The organism is Patulibacter minatonensis DSM 18081 (assembly GCF_000519325.1).
In the GTDB taxonomy this organism is placed as follows: Bacteria; Actinomycetota; Thermoleophilia; order Solirubrobacterales; family Solirubrobacteraceae; genus Patulibacter; species Patulibacter minatonensis.
In genome coordinates this window covers 2,563,371-2,578,594 of sequence record NZ_KI912613.1, presented here as the reverse complement: position 1 = coordinate 2,578,594, position 15,224 = coordinate 2,563,371, and the positions used below count along the sequence as shown (strand labels likewise).

Below are 15,224 nucleotides of genomic sequence, written 5' to 3'. Positions count from 1 at the left end.
TCGCGACGGCGGTCCTCGCCGGTTGCGGGGGCGGTTCGTCGAGGACCGACGCCACCGTGCCCGCCGGCCCCGCGCCGACGGCCGGCACCCGACCGCCCGCGGCGGCGTCCCCCGATCCCGGCGCGACCCTGCGCTGGAAGCGCGAGCTCGACGGCCCGGTCGTGCCCGGCCCGGTCCTCGCGCCCGGTGGTCTGCTCCTCGCCGGCACGAACGCCGGCACGCTCTACGGCCTCGACGCGCGCACCGGCCGGACGCGGTGGCGGTCGAGCACCGGGAGCCCGTACGGGATCGACCTGTCGACCTCGCCGCTCGTCCGCGGCCGCCTCGTCCTGTGGCCCGGCCCGGCGAGCAGCGTGGTCGGGCTCGACCTCACGGGTCGCAGGCTCTGGCGTCACGCGTTCGCGTCGCAGCCGCTGACGCCCGCGCGCGGCCCCGGGAGCACGATCTACGTCGAGGAGATGGACGGCCGGCTGCACGCCCTCGACGTCGACGCCCGCGGTGCCCGCGAGCGGTGGAGCCTCCGCGTCGGGACGGGCGCGTCGTACGGCAGCCCCGCCGTCGGCCCCGACGGGACGGTCTACACGACGGTCGGCCGCGATCTCGTCGCCGTGCGCGACGACGGCCGCCGGGGGCGGGTGGCCTGGCGCTTCACGATCGAGCACGACATCGAGGTCTCCCCCGCCGTCACCGCCGACGGCACGATCGTCCTGGGCACCAACGACCGCGACGAATACGGCCTGACGCCCGCGGGGAAGGTGCGCTGGCGCGTGGCCCGCAACGCGTGGTCCTACTCGACCGCCGCCGTGCGCGGACGGCGTGCTGCGTTCGGCGACCACCGCGGCGTCGTGCAGACCGTCGACGAGCACGGCCGGGTCGTCGGCCGGGTCCGCGGAATCGGCCAGGTCTGGACCCGGCCGGCGATCGCCCCCGACGGGAGCGTCTTCTTCGGGACGCACTCGGGAGTCGTCCAGGGCTTCACGGCAGGGGGCCGCGAGCTGCTGCGCCTGAAGACCGGCGGGTCGGTCGAGTCCTACCCGGCGCTCGGGCCCGACGGGACGCTCTACATCGGCTCCGAGGACGCCCGCCTCTACGCGGTCGACACTACGGCGCCTCGTCGCTGAGGCGGCGGACGCGCAGCTCGCGACGGACGACGTCGGCGGGCGGGCGCGCGCCCGCCGGGACCTCGTGGGCGTCGCGCAGCGCCCGGACGAGCTCGCGGACGCGCACGAACTGCTCGACGTAGAGCCGGCACGCGGGGCAGGCCCGCAGGTGCCGGGCGATCCACCGGCGACGCCGGCCCCGGAGCTCCCCGTCGACGTAGGCGGAGAGGTCGACGGGCGGTCCGTCGTCCAGGTGCCGCCTTCCGAATCCGAGCCTCATGCTCCCTCCGTCCCCCGGCGGGGCGGAACGTTGCACCGGTTCCGCGAAGAACGGGGCGCGGTCCGCTTCGGCGGGGAGTGCCGGGTCAGGCGGCGCGCGCGACCGCCGCCTCGCCGGTGGCCGCGACGATCGCGTCGATCGGCGGGATGTCCGCGGCGGTCGTGCTCGTGTGGGCGTAGATCACGCGCCCGTCGGTGCCGACGACGTAGGTGCCACGGCCCTTCAGGAGGTGCTTCGGGATCGCCAGGCGAGCGCCGGACCGGAACGCCCCGATGAGCTTCGTCGGAGCGAACGCCGCGTAGCGCGCCGCGGAGAACCGCTCGAGCTGCGCGTCCTGCTCGAGCTGCCGGCCGGGGTCGTTCGCGCAGTCGAACGGGAAGCCGCGGTCGCTGCAGACGCCGGCGACCTTCTCCGCGTCGTCCTCGTAGACGAGCACGACGCTCGCCCCGTTCGCCTCGAGCTGCTCGCGCGCCGCGGCCAGTTCGTTGGCGGACTGGTGACAGAACGGGCACCAGAGCCGGTGGAACGCCACCACGAGCGGGCCGTCGGCCCAGCGCTCGGCGAGGTCGATGTCGCCGTCGGTCGTTCGCACGACCCCGCTCGGGAAGGGATCTCCGGGATGCAGTGGCATGGTCCCATCCTCACCCGGCCGCGCTCCCCGCGCAAGGGCCGGCCACCCGCACCGAAAACGCTCAGCGCCCCAGGCGCCACCAGCGGCGGCGGGGCGGCGGGGCCGGGGCGTACGAGCCGGGGCACGAGAGCCAGCCGCCGGTGACGCGGATCTTCTGGCGGCACCGGTCGCCCGCCTGCAGGCCGAACGCCGCGGCGTCGGGACGATGGTGGCAGAAGACGTAGCTGCAGCGGAGCTCCCGGTCCCCGGAGGGCGCTCCGGACGCCCGCCGCTGCGCCGCGGTGTCCGGGGGCAGCTGCGGCACGGTCGTCACGAGGTCGTCCTCGAGCACGTGGAGGACGAGGTCCGCTGGAGCGATCGCCCCGGCGGCCCGGCGGATGCGGTCCCCGTGCCCGGCGACCACGCGGAGCGTCACGCACCCCGGGCCGGGGCACTCGTCAGCAACGGAGAGGACCCCCACCATGCGGTGCACCTCGAGGTCGAAGGTCATGCGGTCGAGATCCACGGTCAGGATGATGCCGTGCTCACCCGCGGAGGCCCGCCCGGCACCCGCGCTGGGCGGCATCGCGCACCGGCCCCTCCCACGCGCTCCAGTCCGACTGGACGTAGGCGGCGACGACCTCGCGGTCGGAGGTCCGCACGGGCAGCTCGGCGTCCCGCACGATCCGGCCGCGATGTCCGCGACACGCGAAGTACGCGGAGGTGCACGCGGACGAGGACCGGTCCGACGCCGACCGGCACAGGGCGGCCACCGGATCGTCCGTGGTCGGACCGCGGAACGGGGACGGCTCGTCGTCCCGCCCGAGCACCAGCACGAGCACCACGGCGACGACCAGGACGATCGTGACGCCGGCACGGCGAAGGGCGGGACCTCTGCTCACCCGCCGACCGTAATGCGCCGCCGCCTCGTTGGCAACACCTTCGGCGCGCGGTTCTCTACCGACGGTAGGAATTCTCCCGCGACCACCGCGGCTCCCCTATCCTGGACGCGCGGCGCACCTCGCCGCCGTCCGCCCCGATCGACAGGAGCCCTCTCGTGTCACGCAAGCTCTCCGGCCATCTCCTCTTCGCCCTGATGCTCGTCGGCGGCATCTTCATGTGGGCCGGGAACCCCTACCTGTGGATCCGCGTCACGGCCGCGCAGGCCGACTCGCAGAACCTCTCGATGGGCCAGGCGGTGTTCGTCCTCGTGGCGATCGCCGTCACCGGGTTCGTGATGGCGAAGGTGCTGGCGTTCCTCGGCGGGCTCTACGCGAGGACGCAGGGCGGCTCCGACGAGGTCACGGTGCGCATGCCGTGGAACCAGTCGATGCGCGACGGCCGCGACACCGGGCGCGTGACCACGGTGCTGGACGTCGTGATGGTGTCCTCGGTGTCGATCGCCGTGGTCGCCGCGGCGATCTGGTTCTTCTTCTTCGCGACCTACGTGTAGGTCGACCGCGGGCGGCTCAGAGCTCGCCCGGCGCCGGTGCCGGCGGCAGGACGTGCTCGCCGAGCTCGGGCGGCGGCACGGCCGTCGTCGGGGCCCGGCGCTCGCCGGGACCCCGGCCGACCGGTCGCCGCGGGGCGGCGACCGTCTCGCGCTCGCGCACCGGGAGCGGCGTCGGCGTCGGCAGGTCGGCGGGCGCCTGTCCGAGGAGGTGCTGGGCGATGGGCACGGGCGTCCCCGCGGCGTCGGTCTCCATCGCCGGGGCCGCCGGCAGGGCCACGGGCGGCGGGGCCGGGGCCGCCATCAGCGTCTGCGACGCGTCGGGGATGTGCGTGATCTGGCTGATGAACGCGTCGAGTGAGCGACGCGTGCGGTCGAGCTGGTGGCGGACCTGGTCGAGGGCGACGAGGGCGTCCTGCAGCTTGCGCGCCTCGATCGCGGGATCCGGTGGCCGAGGGACGAGGACCTGGGGTGGCGCGGCGGCGGGCGGGCGGCCGACCACCGTCGTCTGGGGCGCAGGGATCGTCGCTGCTCGATCCGTGCCGGGTGGTGCGTCGTCGTGCATGTGGGGGCCCTTCGGACGTCGTCTCGGAGTCGCGTGATGCGACGCCGTACACCGCAAGCTTGAAGGGCCGGGGGGTGATAATGCAAGTGCCATCGGGGTGATTCCCCATGCGGACGCCCCCCGGGGCGTGCCCCACGGGCCCTGGATCCCCTGCAGGCAAGCGGTTTCTCGCGCAATGATCCCGGGTGCAACGAATTGGCGCTCCGGCGCTTGCCGGGAGCGTGCCGGGGTCCGATCCGGCGGCCCGGGGCGGGCGCTCGGCTACATTCGGGGGATGCCGTTCGCCGCAGGAGCCCGAGTCGTCGCCGCCCTGGGCGGTCTCGGGGAGCTCCGCGGGACGGTGCTGCGGGAGGCCCGCGACGACGAGCCCGGGACCCCGCCCGGACCGGCCGACGCACCCCGCGTCTACGTCGTCGAGTGGACGCTCGAGGACGGGAGCACCGTCACGAACACGGCCGCGGAGGCCGTGCTCCGGTCGGCGGGATGAGCCCCGGGACGCCCCAGGAGCCGATCGAGCGCCAGCGGATCGACACCTGGCTGTGGGTCGCGCGGTTCGCGAAGACGCGGGCGCTGGCCGTCGACGCCGTGAAGGGCGGGCGCGTCCACGTCAACGGCACCCGGGTGAAGCCGAGCAAGGAGGTCCGCGCCGGCGACCGCGTCGAGGTCGTGGTCGGCGAGGACCGGCACCGCGTGGACGTCGTCGCGTTCTCGCGGCGCCGCGGCCCCGCCGTCGAGGCCCGGCTCCTCTACGTGGAGCGCGAGGAGGACCGGGCCGAGCGCGAGCTGCGCGCGGAGCAGCGGCGCCTGGCGGGGCCGGTCGGCGGGCTGCCCGACGGGCGCAAGGGCCGCCCGACCAAGCGCGACCGGCGACGGTACGAGGCGGGCCCCGGCCGCCGCGGGCACGGCTGATCCGCGGCGGTCAGCGCCGGACGACCAGCGACGACCGGGACGATCCGGTCCGCTTCTTCTCGTCCTGGATCTTCAGGCTCGTGGTGATCCGGCCGACCCGGCGCGCGCGACGCAGCTCGGGGGCGCTCAGCCGGTAGGTGAACGTGTGCTCCGCGCCGGCCTGCAGGTCGGCGGAGCCCTTGCCGATCGTCCGCCCCTTCAGCGACGAGCGCGTCTGCACGTCGCACCGGGCCGGGCCGGCCGGGCAGGCGACGGTCACCCGCAGGCTGCGGCCGGTCAGCGCGGCCTTCGGCTTGCGCGGCTTCAGGGGCTTGGGCTTCGCGACCTTCTTCTGCGGCCCCAGGGCCAGGAGCTCCGGCGCGAAGATCCGGGCGGTGACGTCGCCGCCGGCGGGGACGGAGAAGGTGAACCGCGCGACCGCGACGTACGAGCGTCCGACGACGAGGCGCTTCGGGTCCAGCGGGACGGGGCCGACCGTGTGGCGCGCGCCGTCGAGCGGGACGGTGCTCGAGGGCAGCGTGATGACGGTGCCGCCGCCGACCTCGTCGAGGCGGACGTCGGTCGTGACCGTGCCACCCGCCCCCTCGGCGCTGCGTGCCGCCGAGAACAGGACCGACGCGGTCCCGTCGTCCCCGGCGCCCTCGAACGGCTGGGGCTCGGACCGGGCCTCGGCCGTCACGCCCGACGGTGCGAGCGGGAAGCCCATCACGCGGAGCCCCGAGACCCCGGAGTCCGGTCCGGACCCGACGGAGGGCGTCGCCTGCACGACGGGGCAGAGCACGAGGGTGCACTGCGGGGACGCGGCCGGCTGCGAGAGCGGCAGGCGGTAGAGGCTGTCCCGGAGCGTGAGCTTCCGCGTGGACGCTGATTCCGCCGCGGAGCCCGCCGCGGGCGCCAGGAGCAGCGCCACACCCGCCGCGAGGGCCACCGTCGTCGTCCTGCTCGTCGTTCCCACCATCTCCGGACCCCCCTGGACCGACCCCCGCGAGCCTGCCGGCACCCGCGCCCGGGTGCCCGCCGCGGCGGGTCGGCGCCAGGGTACACCGGCCCGGACCGACGGTGGGCCGGTTCTCCTCAGCCGCAGAGGTCCTTGGCCTGCGGGGCGGCGATCGTCGGCGTCAGGCGCACGTCGATGCGAGCCTCGGCGCCGGCCTTCATCGGGAAGATCACCTGCGCGACGTGCTTCGTGCTCGTCGAGAGCGGGACGGGCGCGATGGTCGACATGCGCACGCGCGCACCGGCCGGGACGCGGCAGAGGCCGACGGCGTAGCCGCCGCGCCGCGCCCGGACGAGCAGGCCGCGGACGCCCTTCGTCGGGACCGCCTTCGAGCTCAGCCGGGTCTCCTTCCCGTCGGTGCCGACGACGAGGATCGAGGCGTCCATCCCCCACGCCGGCAGGCGGACCGTGGCCGTCGACGCGAGCCGCGAGCGGACGGTCCGCTCGACCCGGATCCCGAGCTCGTCGAAGCGGTTGGTCACCGCGATCGACCCGGCACCGCCCGTGGTGGTGCCACGGACGACGAGCCCGGACTGGAAGACCCCGCGCAGCGGCTGGCCGCCGGCGATGTCGAGCCGCAGCGTCTGCGTGCCGCTGATCGACGTGTGCCGGCCGGGCTCGCTGTCGAGCACGACCTTGCCGCCGACCGCGAGGTCCAGGCCGAACGCGGAGCGCGCGCTGCCGCCCGTGCCCGACGCGGGCTCCCCCGCCGCGCCGAACAGCCGGGACATCTCGATGCCGCCGATGTCGTCGGTCGGGTGGCGCAGCAGGATGCCGGTCGAATAGCGCTTGGTCGAGACCGCGATGCGCCCGACGTCCGGGTCCCACGCGAACCACGACGGCGGCCGGATCGTCTTGCGCGCCCCGACGCCGAGCTGCGCCAGGCGCGCGGCGTGGGCCGCGAACCGGGACGCCGTGAACAGCGGGTCGGCGTCGGCGGACGTGTCGCGGCCCGTGACGCCCCAGAGGCCGCTCTGCAGCAGGCCGTTCTTCTGGCGGTCCGCGAGCACGTCGTAGATCTCGAGCGAGCGCTCGGAGATCCAGCCCGCCCAGGCCGCCTGGTTCGGCGACCCGGAGAGCCGACCGCCGGCCGCGAGCGTCTCGGCGCCCTGCAGCGCGAACGCCCAGTACCGCGAGAGGTGCCACCGCCGCGTGCCGAGGCTCGTGTCCCAGTTGAGCTCCCCCGCGTGGGTCCAGTCCCCGTAGAGGACGCGCTGCCCCCACTGCCGCAGGCGGTCCTCGTCGTCGGGCGCGAGCGGCGCCATGCCGAGCGCGATCGCCGCGTCGTAGTGCCGCAGCCCCGAGTAGATGAGGTTCTCGTACTCGTTGGACGACAGCAGCGCCGGGCCGACCGCCGACGCGGACCGCGGCGAGTAGATCAGGCCGAGCCCGGCATTCAGGAACGCCGTCCGTCCCGGGGTCAGGGCGACCCGGGTGCCCTGCACGAAGCGCTCGAGCTGGAGCCGGTAGTCCGCCAGGTACTTCGGGTCGCCGGTGACCTTCGCCGCGGCCACCTGCACGTCGGACTGCCAGTTGAACTGGTTCAGCAGCATCGCCGGGTACTTGAAGAACCCGGAGTCGGCGACCGAGCTGATCGCCTGCACGATCCGGTCGGCGATCGCGGGCGGCATCCCGACCTTGTCCCGGACCTCCCACGCCGACGCGAGCGCCGAGGCGACCTGCGGGTCGATCGCGACGTGCTGGGCGCCGGCGTTCACCGTCGAGGACGACCAGCCGGGCACGTGCCCCTGTCCGCCGCCGCGGGTCGCGGGCGGGCTCAGGAACGCCGGCGCCCGGGTCAGGACGTCGGCGAGCTTGACGACGCGGTCGTCGTGGCGCGACGTCCCCTGGTGCCCCTCGCGCGCCGCCGCGGCGTGGACGGCCAGCATGTTGGCGTCGAGCCGGACGTCGTCGTCGTTGCCGATCGGCGCGTAGGTGTCGCGCTTCTCCTGCCAGCGGGCGTCGAGCTGCTTCTCGCGGCGGTCGACGAAGTCCCAGAGCGACGCCTGGTTCCACGTCTTCGCGGCCCGGGCCTGCGTGGGCGCGACGCCGGCGACGCCGAGCGCCGCGAGGACGAGGGTCGCGACGCCGGCCGCGGGACGGCGCGACGACGCGCGACGTGGCGCCCGTGGGCCGCGCGCCGGGGCACCGTCCGCCGACCGGCGGGGGAGCGACGGTGATCGGCTCACGCGCCGGTTTCGGGGTGACGGACCTCGGGCTCCAGCAGCTCGGTGTCCGCGTCGGAGTACGGCGGGGCGCAGCAGCAGAGCAGGACGAGGTCGTCCGCCCCGGAGCCGTTCCAGAGCTTGTGCGGCGTCCCGGGCGGGATCACGACGCAGTCGCCCGCGCGAACCTCCCGCTCGTCGTCGCCCAGCCGGATCCGACCGGAGCCGGCCGTGAAGAAGTAGAGCTCCTCGGAGACGTGGTGCACGTGGGCGGTCGTCGCGCCGCCCGGCGGGACGCGGGCCTCGGCGAGGGACTGGTTGTCCGTCGGCAGCGACACCGGGCCCGCGACCTCACGGATGGTCGAGCCGTCCTTCGTGGTGAAGGGCGTGGCGTCAGCGAGGTTGCCCAGGTGCATCGGCGCGGACCGTAGCAGCGGCCCCCGTCGCCCTGCGGCAGAGCGCGTCGAGCTCCGCGAGCAGCGCGTCGTCGGGGTCGCCGTCCTCGCCCGCCGGCCCATGGGCACCGTCCGCGGCCGTTCGGCGCGGGACCCCGGCGGTCGCGGTCGGGGGGCCCGGTGCGGCCGAGACGGGGCCGACGAGGGCCTCTCCCACCGCCCCGACGAGACCGGCGGCGGTCAGGTCCGGGTCCTGCGGCGGCAGCGCTCCGGCGGCGATCGCCTCGCGGAGGACGCCGGAGAGGAGCTCGCGGTAGGTGCGGCGGTACTCCAGGCGGACCTCGTCGACCAGGGCGTCGACCGGCTCGGCCAGGAGCGCCCAGGCGAGCGAGCGGTTCTGCAGGGCGCGCCGGGAGAACAGGTCCAGCGGCGCGAGGACCCGCTCGACATGGTCGTCCCCCGCCGCGTCGACGGCCGCGCGCATGGCCGCGACCTCCCGCCCGCAGACGTCGCGGAAGACCTCGACGAAGAGCTCGGCCTTCGAGCCGAAGTGCCGGTACAGCGTGCCGTTGGCCACCCCGGCCCGCAGCGCGATCGCGGCGACCGACGCCCCGGCGTACCCGCCCGCCTCGACGACCTCGCGCGCGGCGAAGAGCAGCCGCTCGCGGGTCGGGGCGGAGGCGTCGGGGACGGGAGGCGGGTCGACGAGGGCGGTCAGCCGCGCCGTGCGCTGGGCGGTGCCGCCGGGCAGGGCGCTCACGTCGCCGTCCCCGGTCGGGCCGCGGGACGGCGGGAGCGGTGCGCCGTGCGGGGGCCGAGGGGCGGGCGGCCGAGGGCGGACCGGGGGCCGCTCACGCCGGGAACGCCCGGTCGACGATCGAGCGGGCGTCGGTGCCGCGCGGGAGCGTGCCGTAGGCGCGGCCGGCCTCACCACCGAGGCGGGCGGCGCAGAACGCGTCGGAGACCGCGGTCGGCGAGAACCGCAGGAGCAGCGACGCCTGCAGCAGGACGCCGAGATCCTCGACGATCCGGCGGGCGACGAACTGCGCGTCGAACAGCCGCTGCTCGACGCTCCGGCCGTCGTCGGCGAACAGCCCCTCGACCCGGGCGCGGACGTCCGCGAGGTGCGCGTCGAAGCGCCGGTCCGCGCCGGAGGCCAGCGCGCACTCGCGGAGGAACGCCGGCAGGCCCTCGGGCTCCTTCGAGAGCGCGCGCAAGACGTCGAGCGCGGCCACGTTGCCCGAGCCCTCCCAGATCGACATCAAGGGCGCGTCGCGGTAGAGCAGCGGCAGCCCGGACTCCTCGACGAAGCCGTTGCCGCCGAGGCACTCGAGCGCCTCGTTCGCGTGCCCGCCCGCGCGCTTGCAGACCCAGTACTTCATGACCGCGGTGCCGAAGCGCCGGAACGCGGCGTCGTCCTCGTCGTACGCGCGGGCCATCCGGAGCGCGACGGCGGTCGCGGCCTCCGACTCGATCGCCAGGTCGGCGAGGACGTTCTGCATCGCGGGCTGGTCGACGAGCGTCGCCCCGAACGCGCTGCGGTGCCGCGCGTGGTGGATCGCCTCGATCGTGCCGCGGCGCATCGACGTCGTCGACCCGATCAGGCAGTCCAGCCGCGTGTGGTTGACCATCCGGATGATCGCCTTGACCCCACCGCCGGGCTGCCCGACGAGCCGACCGCGGATGCCGCGGAACTCGACCTCCGACGACGGCAGCGACCGCGTCCCGAGCTTGTCCTTCAGCCGCTGGAACTCCATGCCGGGGCCCCGCTCGACGAGGAAGCACGAGAGGCCGGGCCCTTCGTCGGTGTCCGGGCCGTCCCGGAGCTGCGCGAGGACGAGGAAGACGTCGCACGGCGGGTACGAGCAGAACCACTTGTGGCCCCAGAGCTCGTACTCGTCCGTCGTGCCGTCGGCGCTCTTCCCGGCGGGGATCGCGGTCGTGATGTTCGCGCGCACGTCCGAGCCGCCCTGCCGCTCGGTCATCGCCATGCCGGCGATCGCGGACGTCGAGGCGTCGGGCCGCGTCAGGCGCTCCTCCCACTCGGCGGCCAGCGCCGGGGCGCCGTCGCGGAGCGCGGGGACGACCGCATAGGTCATCGAGACGGGGCACATGACGCCGCCGTTCGTGTGCCCCCAGAGCGCGAACCCGGCGGCGCGGACGACGTGGGCGCCGGACCGGCCGAGGGCGGGGGTCGCGGTGGAGCGGGCGTCGACGGTCGCGGCGGCCGACCCGGGGGTGACGCCCTCCGGCTCCCGTTCGCGCCACGGCAGCCCGGCGAGGCCGCGGTCGATCGCGCCGCCGAGCAGCCAGTGCCACGACGGATCGAGCTCGACCGCGTCGACGCGCGCGCCGTAGCGGTCGTGCGTGACGAGTCGCGGCTCGTTGCGCTCGGCGCGCAGCCCGTGGTCTCGGGCCTCGGGCGAGCCGGCCGCCCGGCCGGTCTCGGCGACCCGCTCGGCACCCCATCCGCCGCCCTCGCGCTCGAGGGCCTCGCGGAGCGCGGCGTCGGTGGCGAAGAGGTCGACCGGCTGGAGCGGCGGTGCCTGGTTGAGCACGCGGCGGGCGGGGCCGTCGGGGCCGGCGAGGGCGCGCGTCGCCGTCGAGCCGGGGACGGCGGCGGCCCGCGCGGCCTCGGCGCTCGCGGGGGTCGTGGGACCGGTGCGGGCGGGCGAGGGTGCGACGGGGGTGACGGCGGCGGGATCGACGGTCGTGCTCATGAGGGTCCTCGGCTGCTGCAGGGTCGTCGACCGCAGACGCGGCGCCCGACGACCCTCGTGGTGAATCTTGATTCACATGCTCGTGAATCCTGATTCACCTGTCAACCGCGAGGTGCTTGAATGACGCGATGAGCACCCCTGCCGACCGCCCCGACGACCCCGCGACGTCATCGGCGGCGCCCGCCGGCCCCGGCGCCGCGGACCGGCCGACCGATGGCGCCCGACCGGCGGAGCCGGATGTCACGGACCCGGCGCCCGACGGCGACGCGGCGTCGCCGAGGCCCTCCGGCACCGACGCCGTCACCGTCAGCCGTGACGGCCCGGTCACCACGATCGAGCTCTCCCGACCCCACGCGCGGAACGCCGTCGACGGTCCGACCGCCGACGCGCTCGCCGCCGCGTTCCGGGCCTTCGACGCCGACGATGACGCGGCGGTCGCGATCCTCCACGGCGCGGGCGGGACGTTCTGCGCCGGCGCCGACCTGAAGGCCCTGGGGACGGACCGGAGCAACCGGGTCGAGCCGCTGCCCGCCGACGGCCCCATGGGTCCGACGCGGATGCGACTGGGCAAGCCCGTGATCGCCTCGATCTCCGGCCACGCCGTCGCCGGCGGGCTCGAGCTCGCCGCGTGGTGCGACCTCCGCGTGGCCGAGGAGGACGCGGTCCTCGGCGTCTTCTGCCGCCGCTGGGGCGTGCCGCTGATCGACGGCGGCACGTTCCGCCTCGCCCGCCTGATCGGCGAGAGCCGCGCGATGGACCTCGTCCTGACGGGCCGCCCGGTCGGTGCCCAGGAGGCCCTGGCGATGGGTCTCGTCAACCGCGTGGCTCCGTCGGGCGGGGCGCTCGCGGCCGCGCAGGAGCTGGCCGCCCAGCTCGCCGCGTTCCCCCAGGCCTGCATGCGCCACGACCGCGCGGCGCTCCTGGACGCATCGGGCCTCCCGGCGGACGACGCCCTGGCGGTCGAGCTCGAGCACGGCATCGCCACGCTGCGCTCGGGCGAGTCGCTCGAGGGCGCGGGCCGCTTCGCGGCGGGCGCGGGGCGCGGCGGGGCGTTCTGAACCACCCGGACCGTGCGCCCCGTCCGCGCGAGGGCCGCAGAAACGCACGCCACCCCCGCGACCACCCCCAGCCGGCGCGGATTCCTGCGCCACCACCGCAGAAACGCACGCCACCCCCCCCCTTACGGTCTTGGCGTGTCCTGGTCAACCGGTCAGGATGCGTTGTGGGCCCGGTGTCGTTGGTAGCGCTGAAGGCCCCCTGTCCGTTGTGATCTGGGGGGTGTTGCGGCCAGCGGCACGGGCATCCCGGTGACCGCTGATAGGGACACGCCCACGTTGGGGCTGATTCGTAAGGTGGCTGCGGCTTCGGGGTGCGGTTCGGGCCCTGCAGGGCCCGAACCGCACCCCGAAACGAGAAGGAGCAGCCGTCATGAGCGACCACGACGATCCGGGGATCGAGGTTTGGATCGGGCTGGACGTCGGCAAGCACGACCACCACGCCACGCTCATCGACACGGCGGGTGGGCAGCTCGCGGACCGGGCGGTGAAGAATCGCCAGGACGACCTCGAGGCGCTGCTGGACACCGCTCAGGGTGTGGGCCGGGCGGCGTTGGTGATCGATCAGCCCGGCTCGATCGGGTCGCTCGCGGTGCAGGCCGCGAGGGCACGGGATATGCCGGTGGCCTATGTGCCGGGCCTGGTGATGCGCAGGGCGGCGGAGCTCTACCCGGGCGAAAGCAAGACCGACCGACGCGACAGCATGGTCCTCGCCGACACCGCGAGGCTTCACGCAGCGCGGCTGCACTGGCTGCCGGAGGACGACGAGGTGCTGCAGGCGCTGCAGCTGTTGTGCGGGATGGACGACGACTTCGCACACGACGTGACGCGGGTCTCCAACCGGCTGCGAGACCTGCTGTTGCAGGCCCATCCGCCGCTGGAATCGGTGCTTGGCAAGCGGTTGGAGCACCCGGCGGTGTTGCAGCTGCTGACCCGGTATCCGACTGCAACGACGCTGCGGAAGGCCGGCAAGAGCCGGATCCTGCAGACCTTGAAGCACCACGCACCACGGATGGCCGAGCGGCTCCGCGACGACATCTGGGCCGCTCTGGAGCAGCAGACGATCGTGGTGCCGGCCGAGCGCACGATCGGATCGATCGTCGCCGGACAGGCGAAGAACCTGCAAACGCTCAGGCGCGATCGGGCAGCGCTCGAGGAACAGATCGGGGAGTTGTTTGCTTCCCACCCTCTCGCCCCGGTCCTGGAGAGCCTCCCCGGGATCGGGACCAGGACCGGCGCCAGGATCCTCAGCGAGATCGGTGACCCGACCCGATTCGCGACCGCCGGACACCTCGCCGCCTACGCCGGCCTCGCCCCGGTGACCCGCCAATCCGGTTCATCAATCCGTGGCCAGAGCCGGTCTCGGCGCGGCAACCACCGGTTGAAGAACGCGCTGTGGCTCTCCGCGTTCTGCTCGCTGCACCACCCGCCCTCTCGGGCCTACTACGACCGCAAGCGGGCCGAGGGCAAGCGCCACAACGCGGCGATCATGTGCCTCGCCCGCCGCCGCTGCGACCTGCTGCACAAGATGCTCCGCACCCAGACGCTCTACCGCTTCGAGGGGGCCGGCTCCGCCGGCCCCCTCACCCAGACAACCTGACCCGATCGCCTTGACAAACCGATAGGGACACCCCCCCGACCACCCCCAGCCGGCGCGCATTCCTGCACCACCAGCGCACGAACGCACGCCACCCCCGCGACCACCCCCAGCCGGCGCGGATTCCTGCGCCACCACCGCAGAAACGCACGCCACCCCCGACCACCCCCAGCCGGCGCGGATTCCTGCGCCACCACCGCAGAAACGCACGCCACCCCCCGACCACCCCCAGCCGGCGCGGATTCCTGCGCCACCACCGCACAAACGCACGCCACCCCGTCCGGCGTCCGTCGCTGCGTCGGACCATCCGGTCGGCGCGACCGGCATGCGACCCGCAGTCCGCACCTCGCCCGGCCCGTTCCCCGCGCAACGAACCATCCCGCCCGTGCCGCGGCCCGCCCGGCCCCATACCGTCACGGGCGATGCCCCCATCCGACGATGCGCCCGTGCGCACCCGCGACGCCCCGACCCCCAGCGGACCGGACTCGTTCACCGCCCACCTGTGGCAGGCGTCCCTGCCGATCCACGAGCGGATCCTCGGGCACCCGTTCCTCGCGGGGCTGACCGCCGGGACGCTGCCGGACGAGGTCTTCCGTCGCTACGTCGTGCAGGACTCCCACTACCTGAAGGGGTTCGCCCGGGCGCTCGCGCTGGCGGCGGGGCGGGCCACCGACGACGAGGACGTCGTGTTCCTCGCGACCGCCGGTGCCGAGGCGATCACCGTCGAGCACGAGCTGCACGCGAGCTTCATCAGCGCGTTCGGCATGTCGCCCGCCGACGTCGACGACACGCCGCGCAACCCGACGACCACCGCGTACGTCGACTTCATGCTCGCCCACACCGCCGCCGGGCGGTACCCGGAGGCCCTGGCCGCGGTCCTGGCCTGCTTCTGGATCTACCGCGAGGTCGGCCGCGAGCTCGTCGCCGAGGGCTCACCGGTCCCGCGGTACCAGCGCTGGATCGACACCTACGCGAGCGACGAGTTCTCCGCCCAGGTCGACCGCCTGCTCGAGATCGTCGACCGCCACGCCGCGACGCTCGGCGACGAGGGCCGCAACCGCTTCGCCCAGATCTGGCTGCAGGGTTGCCGCTACGAGTGGCGGTTCTGGGACGCCGCCTTCCACGACGAGACCTGGCCGGTCTGACCGGCGTCCCGCCCATCGCCGGCTCCGCGCGGCCGGCAGACCGACGCGGACGGCATCGTCCGCGGCCGCGGCCCGCCGGCCGCACGCGCGACTCGTCGGATCCGGACGACTTCTACGTTTGCGTCGCCCAGCGACGCCAACGCAGCACCGGCCACCGCCGGCCCCCCGCCACGGCCCACCGACCGCGGCCACGGCGCGTCGGATCCGGACGACTTCTACGTTTGCGTCGCCCAGCG

At 75.0% G+C, this 15,224-nt stretch carries 17 protein-coding genes; 7 read left to right on the top strand and 10 right to left on the bottom strand.

Annotation, left to right across the window (positions count from 1 at the left end; genetic code table 11):
* A partial coding sequence (locus tag PATMI_RS29465) for an outer membrane protein assembly factor BamB family protein (protein ID WP_036725733.1) occupies positions 1-1,121 on the top strand: 1,121 nt, incomplete at its 5' end.
* Here the strand turns inward: PATMI_RS29465 and PATMI_RS0111855 are convergent.
* From PATMI_RS0111855 to PATMI_RS0111840, 4 genes are all read right to left on the bottom strand, one after another.
* Positions 1,102-1,380 carry an anti-sigma factor family protein gene (locus PATMI_RS0111855; protein WP_026911054.1) on the bottom strand — a complete coding sequence of 93 codons (279 nt, stop codon included), beginning with the start codon at positions 1,378-1,380 and terminating at the stop codon, positions 1,102-1,104. The two genes, PATMI_RS29465 and PATMI_RS0111855, sit on opposite strands and share 20 nt — an antisense overlap.
* 85 nt (positions 1,381-1,465) lie before the next feature.
* Positions 1,466-2,011 carry a redoxin domain-containing protein gene (locus PATMI_RS0111850; RefSeq protein ID WP_026911053.1) on the bottom strand — a complete coding sequence of 182 codons (546 nt, stop codon included), beginning with the start codon at positions 2,009-2,011 and terminating at the stop codon, positions 1,466-1,468.
* 61 nt (positions 2,012-2,072) lie between these two features.
* Positions 2,073-2,516 (bottom strand): hypothetical protein, encoded by a 444-nt coding sequence (locus PATMI_RS0111845; protein ID WP_157260729.1) that lies wholly within the window; start codon positions 2,514-2,516, stop codon positions 2,073-2,075.
* 19 nt (positions 2,517-2,535) lie between these two features.
* A complete protein-coding gene (locus PATMI_RS0111840; protein ID WP_026911051.1) occupies positions 2,536-2,892 on the bottom strand; it encodes a hypothetical protein in 357 nt (118 codons plus the stop codon).
* 155 nt (positions 2,893-3,047) lie between these two features.
* On the opposite strand from PATMI_RS0111840, the gene PATMI_RS0111835 reads away from it, so the two are divergent.
* On the top strand, positions 3,048-3,443 hold the full coding sequence (locus tag PATMI_RS0111835; RefSeq protein WP_026911050.1) for a hypothetical protein: 396 nt from the start codon (positions 3,048-3,050) through the stop codon (positions 3,441-3,443).
* A gap of 16 nt (positions 3,444-3,459) precedes the next feature.
* On the opposite strand, the gene PATMI_RS0111830 is transcribed toward PATMI_RS0111835, so the two are convergent.
* Positions 3,460-4,005: a hypothetical protein gene (locus PATMI_RS0111830; protein ID WP_157260728.1), complete on the bottom strand. Its 546-nt coding sequence runs from the start codon at positions 4,003-4,005 to the stop codon at positions 3,460-3,462.
* Positions 4,006-4,279: 274 nt separating this feature from the next.
* Here PATMI_RS0111830 and PATMI_RS0111825 point away from each other — a divergent pair, with 274 nt between their 5' ends.
* Positions 4,280-4,492, top strand: coding sequence for a hypothetical protein (locus PATMI_RS0111825; RefSeq protein ID WP_026911048.1), 213 nt, complete (start codon positions 4,280-4,282; stop codon positions 4,490-4,492).
* On the top strand, positions 4,489-4,914 hold the full coding sequence (locus PATMI_RS0111820; RefSeq protein WP_051471439.1) for an RNA-binding S4 domain-containing protein: 426 nt from the start codon (positions 4,489-4,491) through the stop codon (positions 4,912-4,914). Before PATMI_RS0111825 ends, PATMI_RS0111820 begins: the two co-directional genes overlap by 4 nt.
* A gap of 10 nt (positions 4,915-4,924) precedes the next feature.
* Here the strand turns inward: PATMI_RS0111820 and PATMI_RS0111815 are convergent, their stop codons facing one another.
* From PATMI_RS0111815 to PATMI_RS0111795, 5 genes are all read right to left on the bottom strand, one after another.
* Positions 4,925-5,872, bottom strand: coding sequence for a hypothetical protein (locus PATMI_RS0111815; protein WP_157260727.1), 948 nt, complete (start codon positions 5,870-5,872; stop codon positions 4,925-4,927).
* A 116-nt stretch (positions 5,873-5,988) separates the two neighbouring features.
* On the bottom strand, positions 5,989-8,100 hold the full coding sequence (locus PATMI_RS0111810) for a hypothetical protein (RefSeq protein ID WP_026911045.1): 2,112 nt from the start codon (positions 8,098-8,100) through the stop codon (positions 5,989-5,991).
* Positions 8,097-8,492 (bottom strand): cupin domain-containing protein, encoded by a 396-nt coding sequence (locus PATMI_RS0111805; protein WP_026911044.1) that lies wholly within the window; start codon positions 8,490-8,492, stop codon positions 8,097-8,099. Before PATMI_RS0111805 ends, PATMI_RS0111810 begins: the two co-directional genes overlap by 4 nt.
* On the bottom strand, positions 8,470-9,231 hold the full coding sequence (locus PATMI_RS29460; RefSeq protein ID WP_245604158.1) for a TetR/AcrR family transcriptional regulator: 762 nt from the start codon (positions 9,229-9,231) through the stop codon (positions 8,470-8,472). The genes PATMI_RS0111805 and PATMI_RS29460 overlap by 23 nt, the downstream gene beginning before the upstream one ends.
* A 91-nt stretch (positions 9,232-9,322) precedes the next feature.
* Entirely contained in the window at positions 9,323-11,191 is a 1,869-nt protein-coding gene (locus tag PATMI_RS0111795) for an acyl-CoA dehydrogenase family protein (protein ID WP_084269887.1), read from the bottom strand.
* 128 nt (positions 11,192-11,319) lie between these two features.
* On the opposite strand from PATMI_RS0111795, the gene PATMI_RS29455 reads away from it, so the two are divergent.
* The 3 genes from PATMI_RS29455 to tenA all read left to right on the top strand — a co-directional run bounded on the left by PATMI_RS29455 (position 11,320) and on the right by tenA (position 14,988).
* The gene (locus PATMI_RS29455; protein ID WP_084269886.1) at positions 11,320-12,249 is read left to right on the top strand and encodes a crotonase/enoyl-CoA hydratase family protein; all 930 of its coding nucleotides are present in this window, start codon (positions 11,320-11,322) and stop codon (positions 12,247-12,249) included.
* 370 nt (positions 12,250-12,619) lie between these two features.
* Positions 12,620-13,846: an IS110 family RNA-guided transposase gene (locus tag PATMI_RS0111785; RefSeq protein WP_026911042.1), complete on the top strand. Its 1,227-nt coding sequence runs from the start codon at positions 12,620-12,622 to the stop codon at positions 13,844-13,846.
* A gap of 419 nt (positions 13,847-14,265) precedes the next feature.
* Positions 14,266-14,988, top strand: coding sequence for a thiaminase II (gene tenA / locus PATMI_RS0111780; protein WP_084269885.1), 723 nt, complete (start codon positions 14,266-14,268; stop codon positions 14,986-14,988).
* The last annotated feature ends 236 nt before the right edge of the window (positions 14,989-15,224 follow it).

Coding starts and splice junctions, on each gene's coding strand:
- PATMI_RS0111855 (WP_026911054.1), bottom strand. CDS start 1,380: ATGAGGCTCGGATTCGGAAGGCGGCACCTGGACGACGGACCGCCCGTC.
- PATMI_RS0111850 (WP_026911053.1), bottom strand. CDS start 2,011: ATGCCACTGCATCCCGGAGATCCCTTCCCGAGCGGGGTCGTGCGAACG.
- PATMI_RS0111830 (WP_157260728.1), bottom strand. CDS start 4,005: ATGCACGACGACGCACCACCCGGCACGGATCGAGCAGCGACGATCCCT.
- PATMI_RS0111825 (WP_026911048.1), top strand. CDS start 4,280: ATGCCGTTCGCCGCAGGAGCCCGAGTCGTCGCCGCCCTGGGCGGTCTC.
- PATMI_RS0111820 (WP_051471439.1), top strand. CDS start 4,489: ATGAGCCCCGGGACGCCCCAGGAGCCGATCGAGCGCCAGCGGATCGAC.
- PATMI_RS0111815 (WP_157260727.1), bottom strand. CDS start 5,872: ATGGTGGGAACGACGAGCAGGACGACGACGGTGGCCCTCGCGGCGGGT.
- PATMI_RS0111805 (WP_026911044.1), bottom strand. CDS start 8,492: ATGCACCTGGGCAACCTCGCTGACGCCACGCCCTTCACCACGAAGGAC.
- PATMI_RS0111795 (WP_084269887.1), bottom strand. CDS start 11,191: ATGAGCACGACCGTCGATCCCGCCGCCGTCACCCCCGTCGCACCCTCG.
- PATMI_RS29455 (WP_084269886.1), top strand. CDS start 11,320: ATGAGCACCCCTGCCGACCGCCCCGACGACCCCGCGACGTCATCGGCG.
- PATMI_RS0111785 (WP_026911042.1), top strand. CDS start 12,620: ATGAGCGACCACGACGATCCGGGGATCGAGGTTTGGATCGGGCTGGAC.
- tenA (WP_084269885.1), top strand. CDS start 14,266: ATGCCCCCATCCGACGATGCGCCCGTGCGCACCCGCGACGCCCCGACC.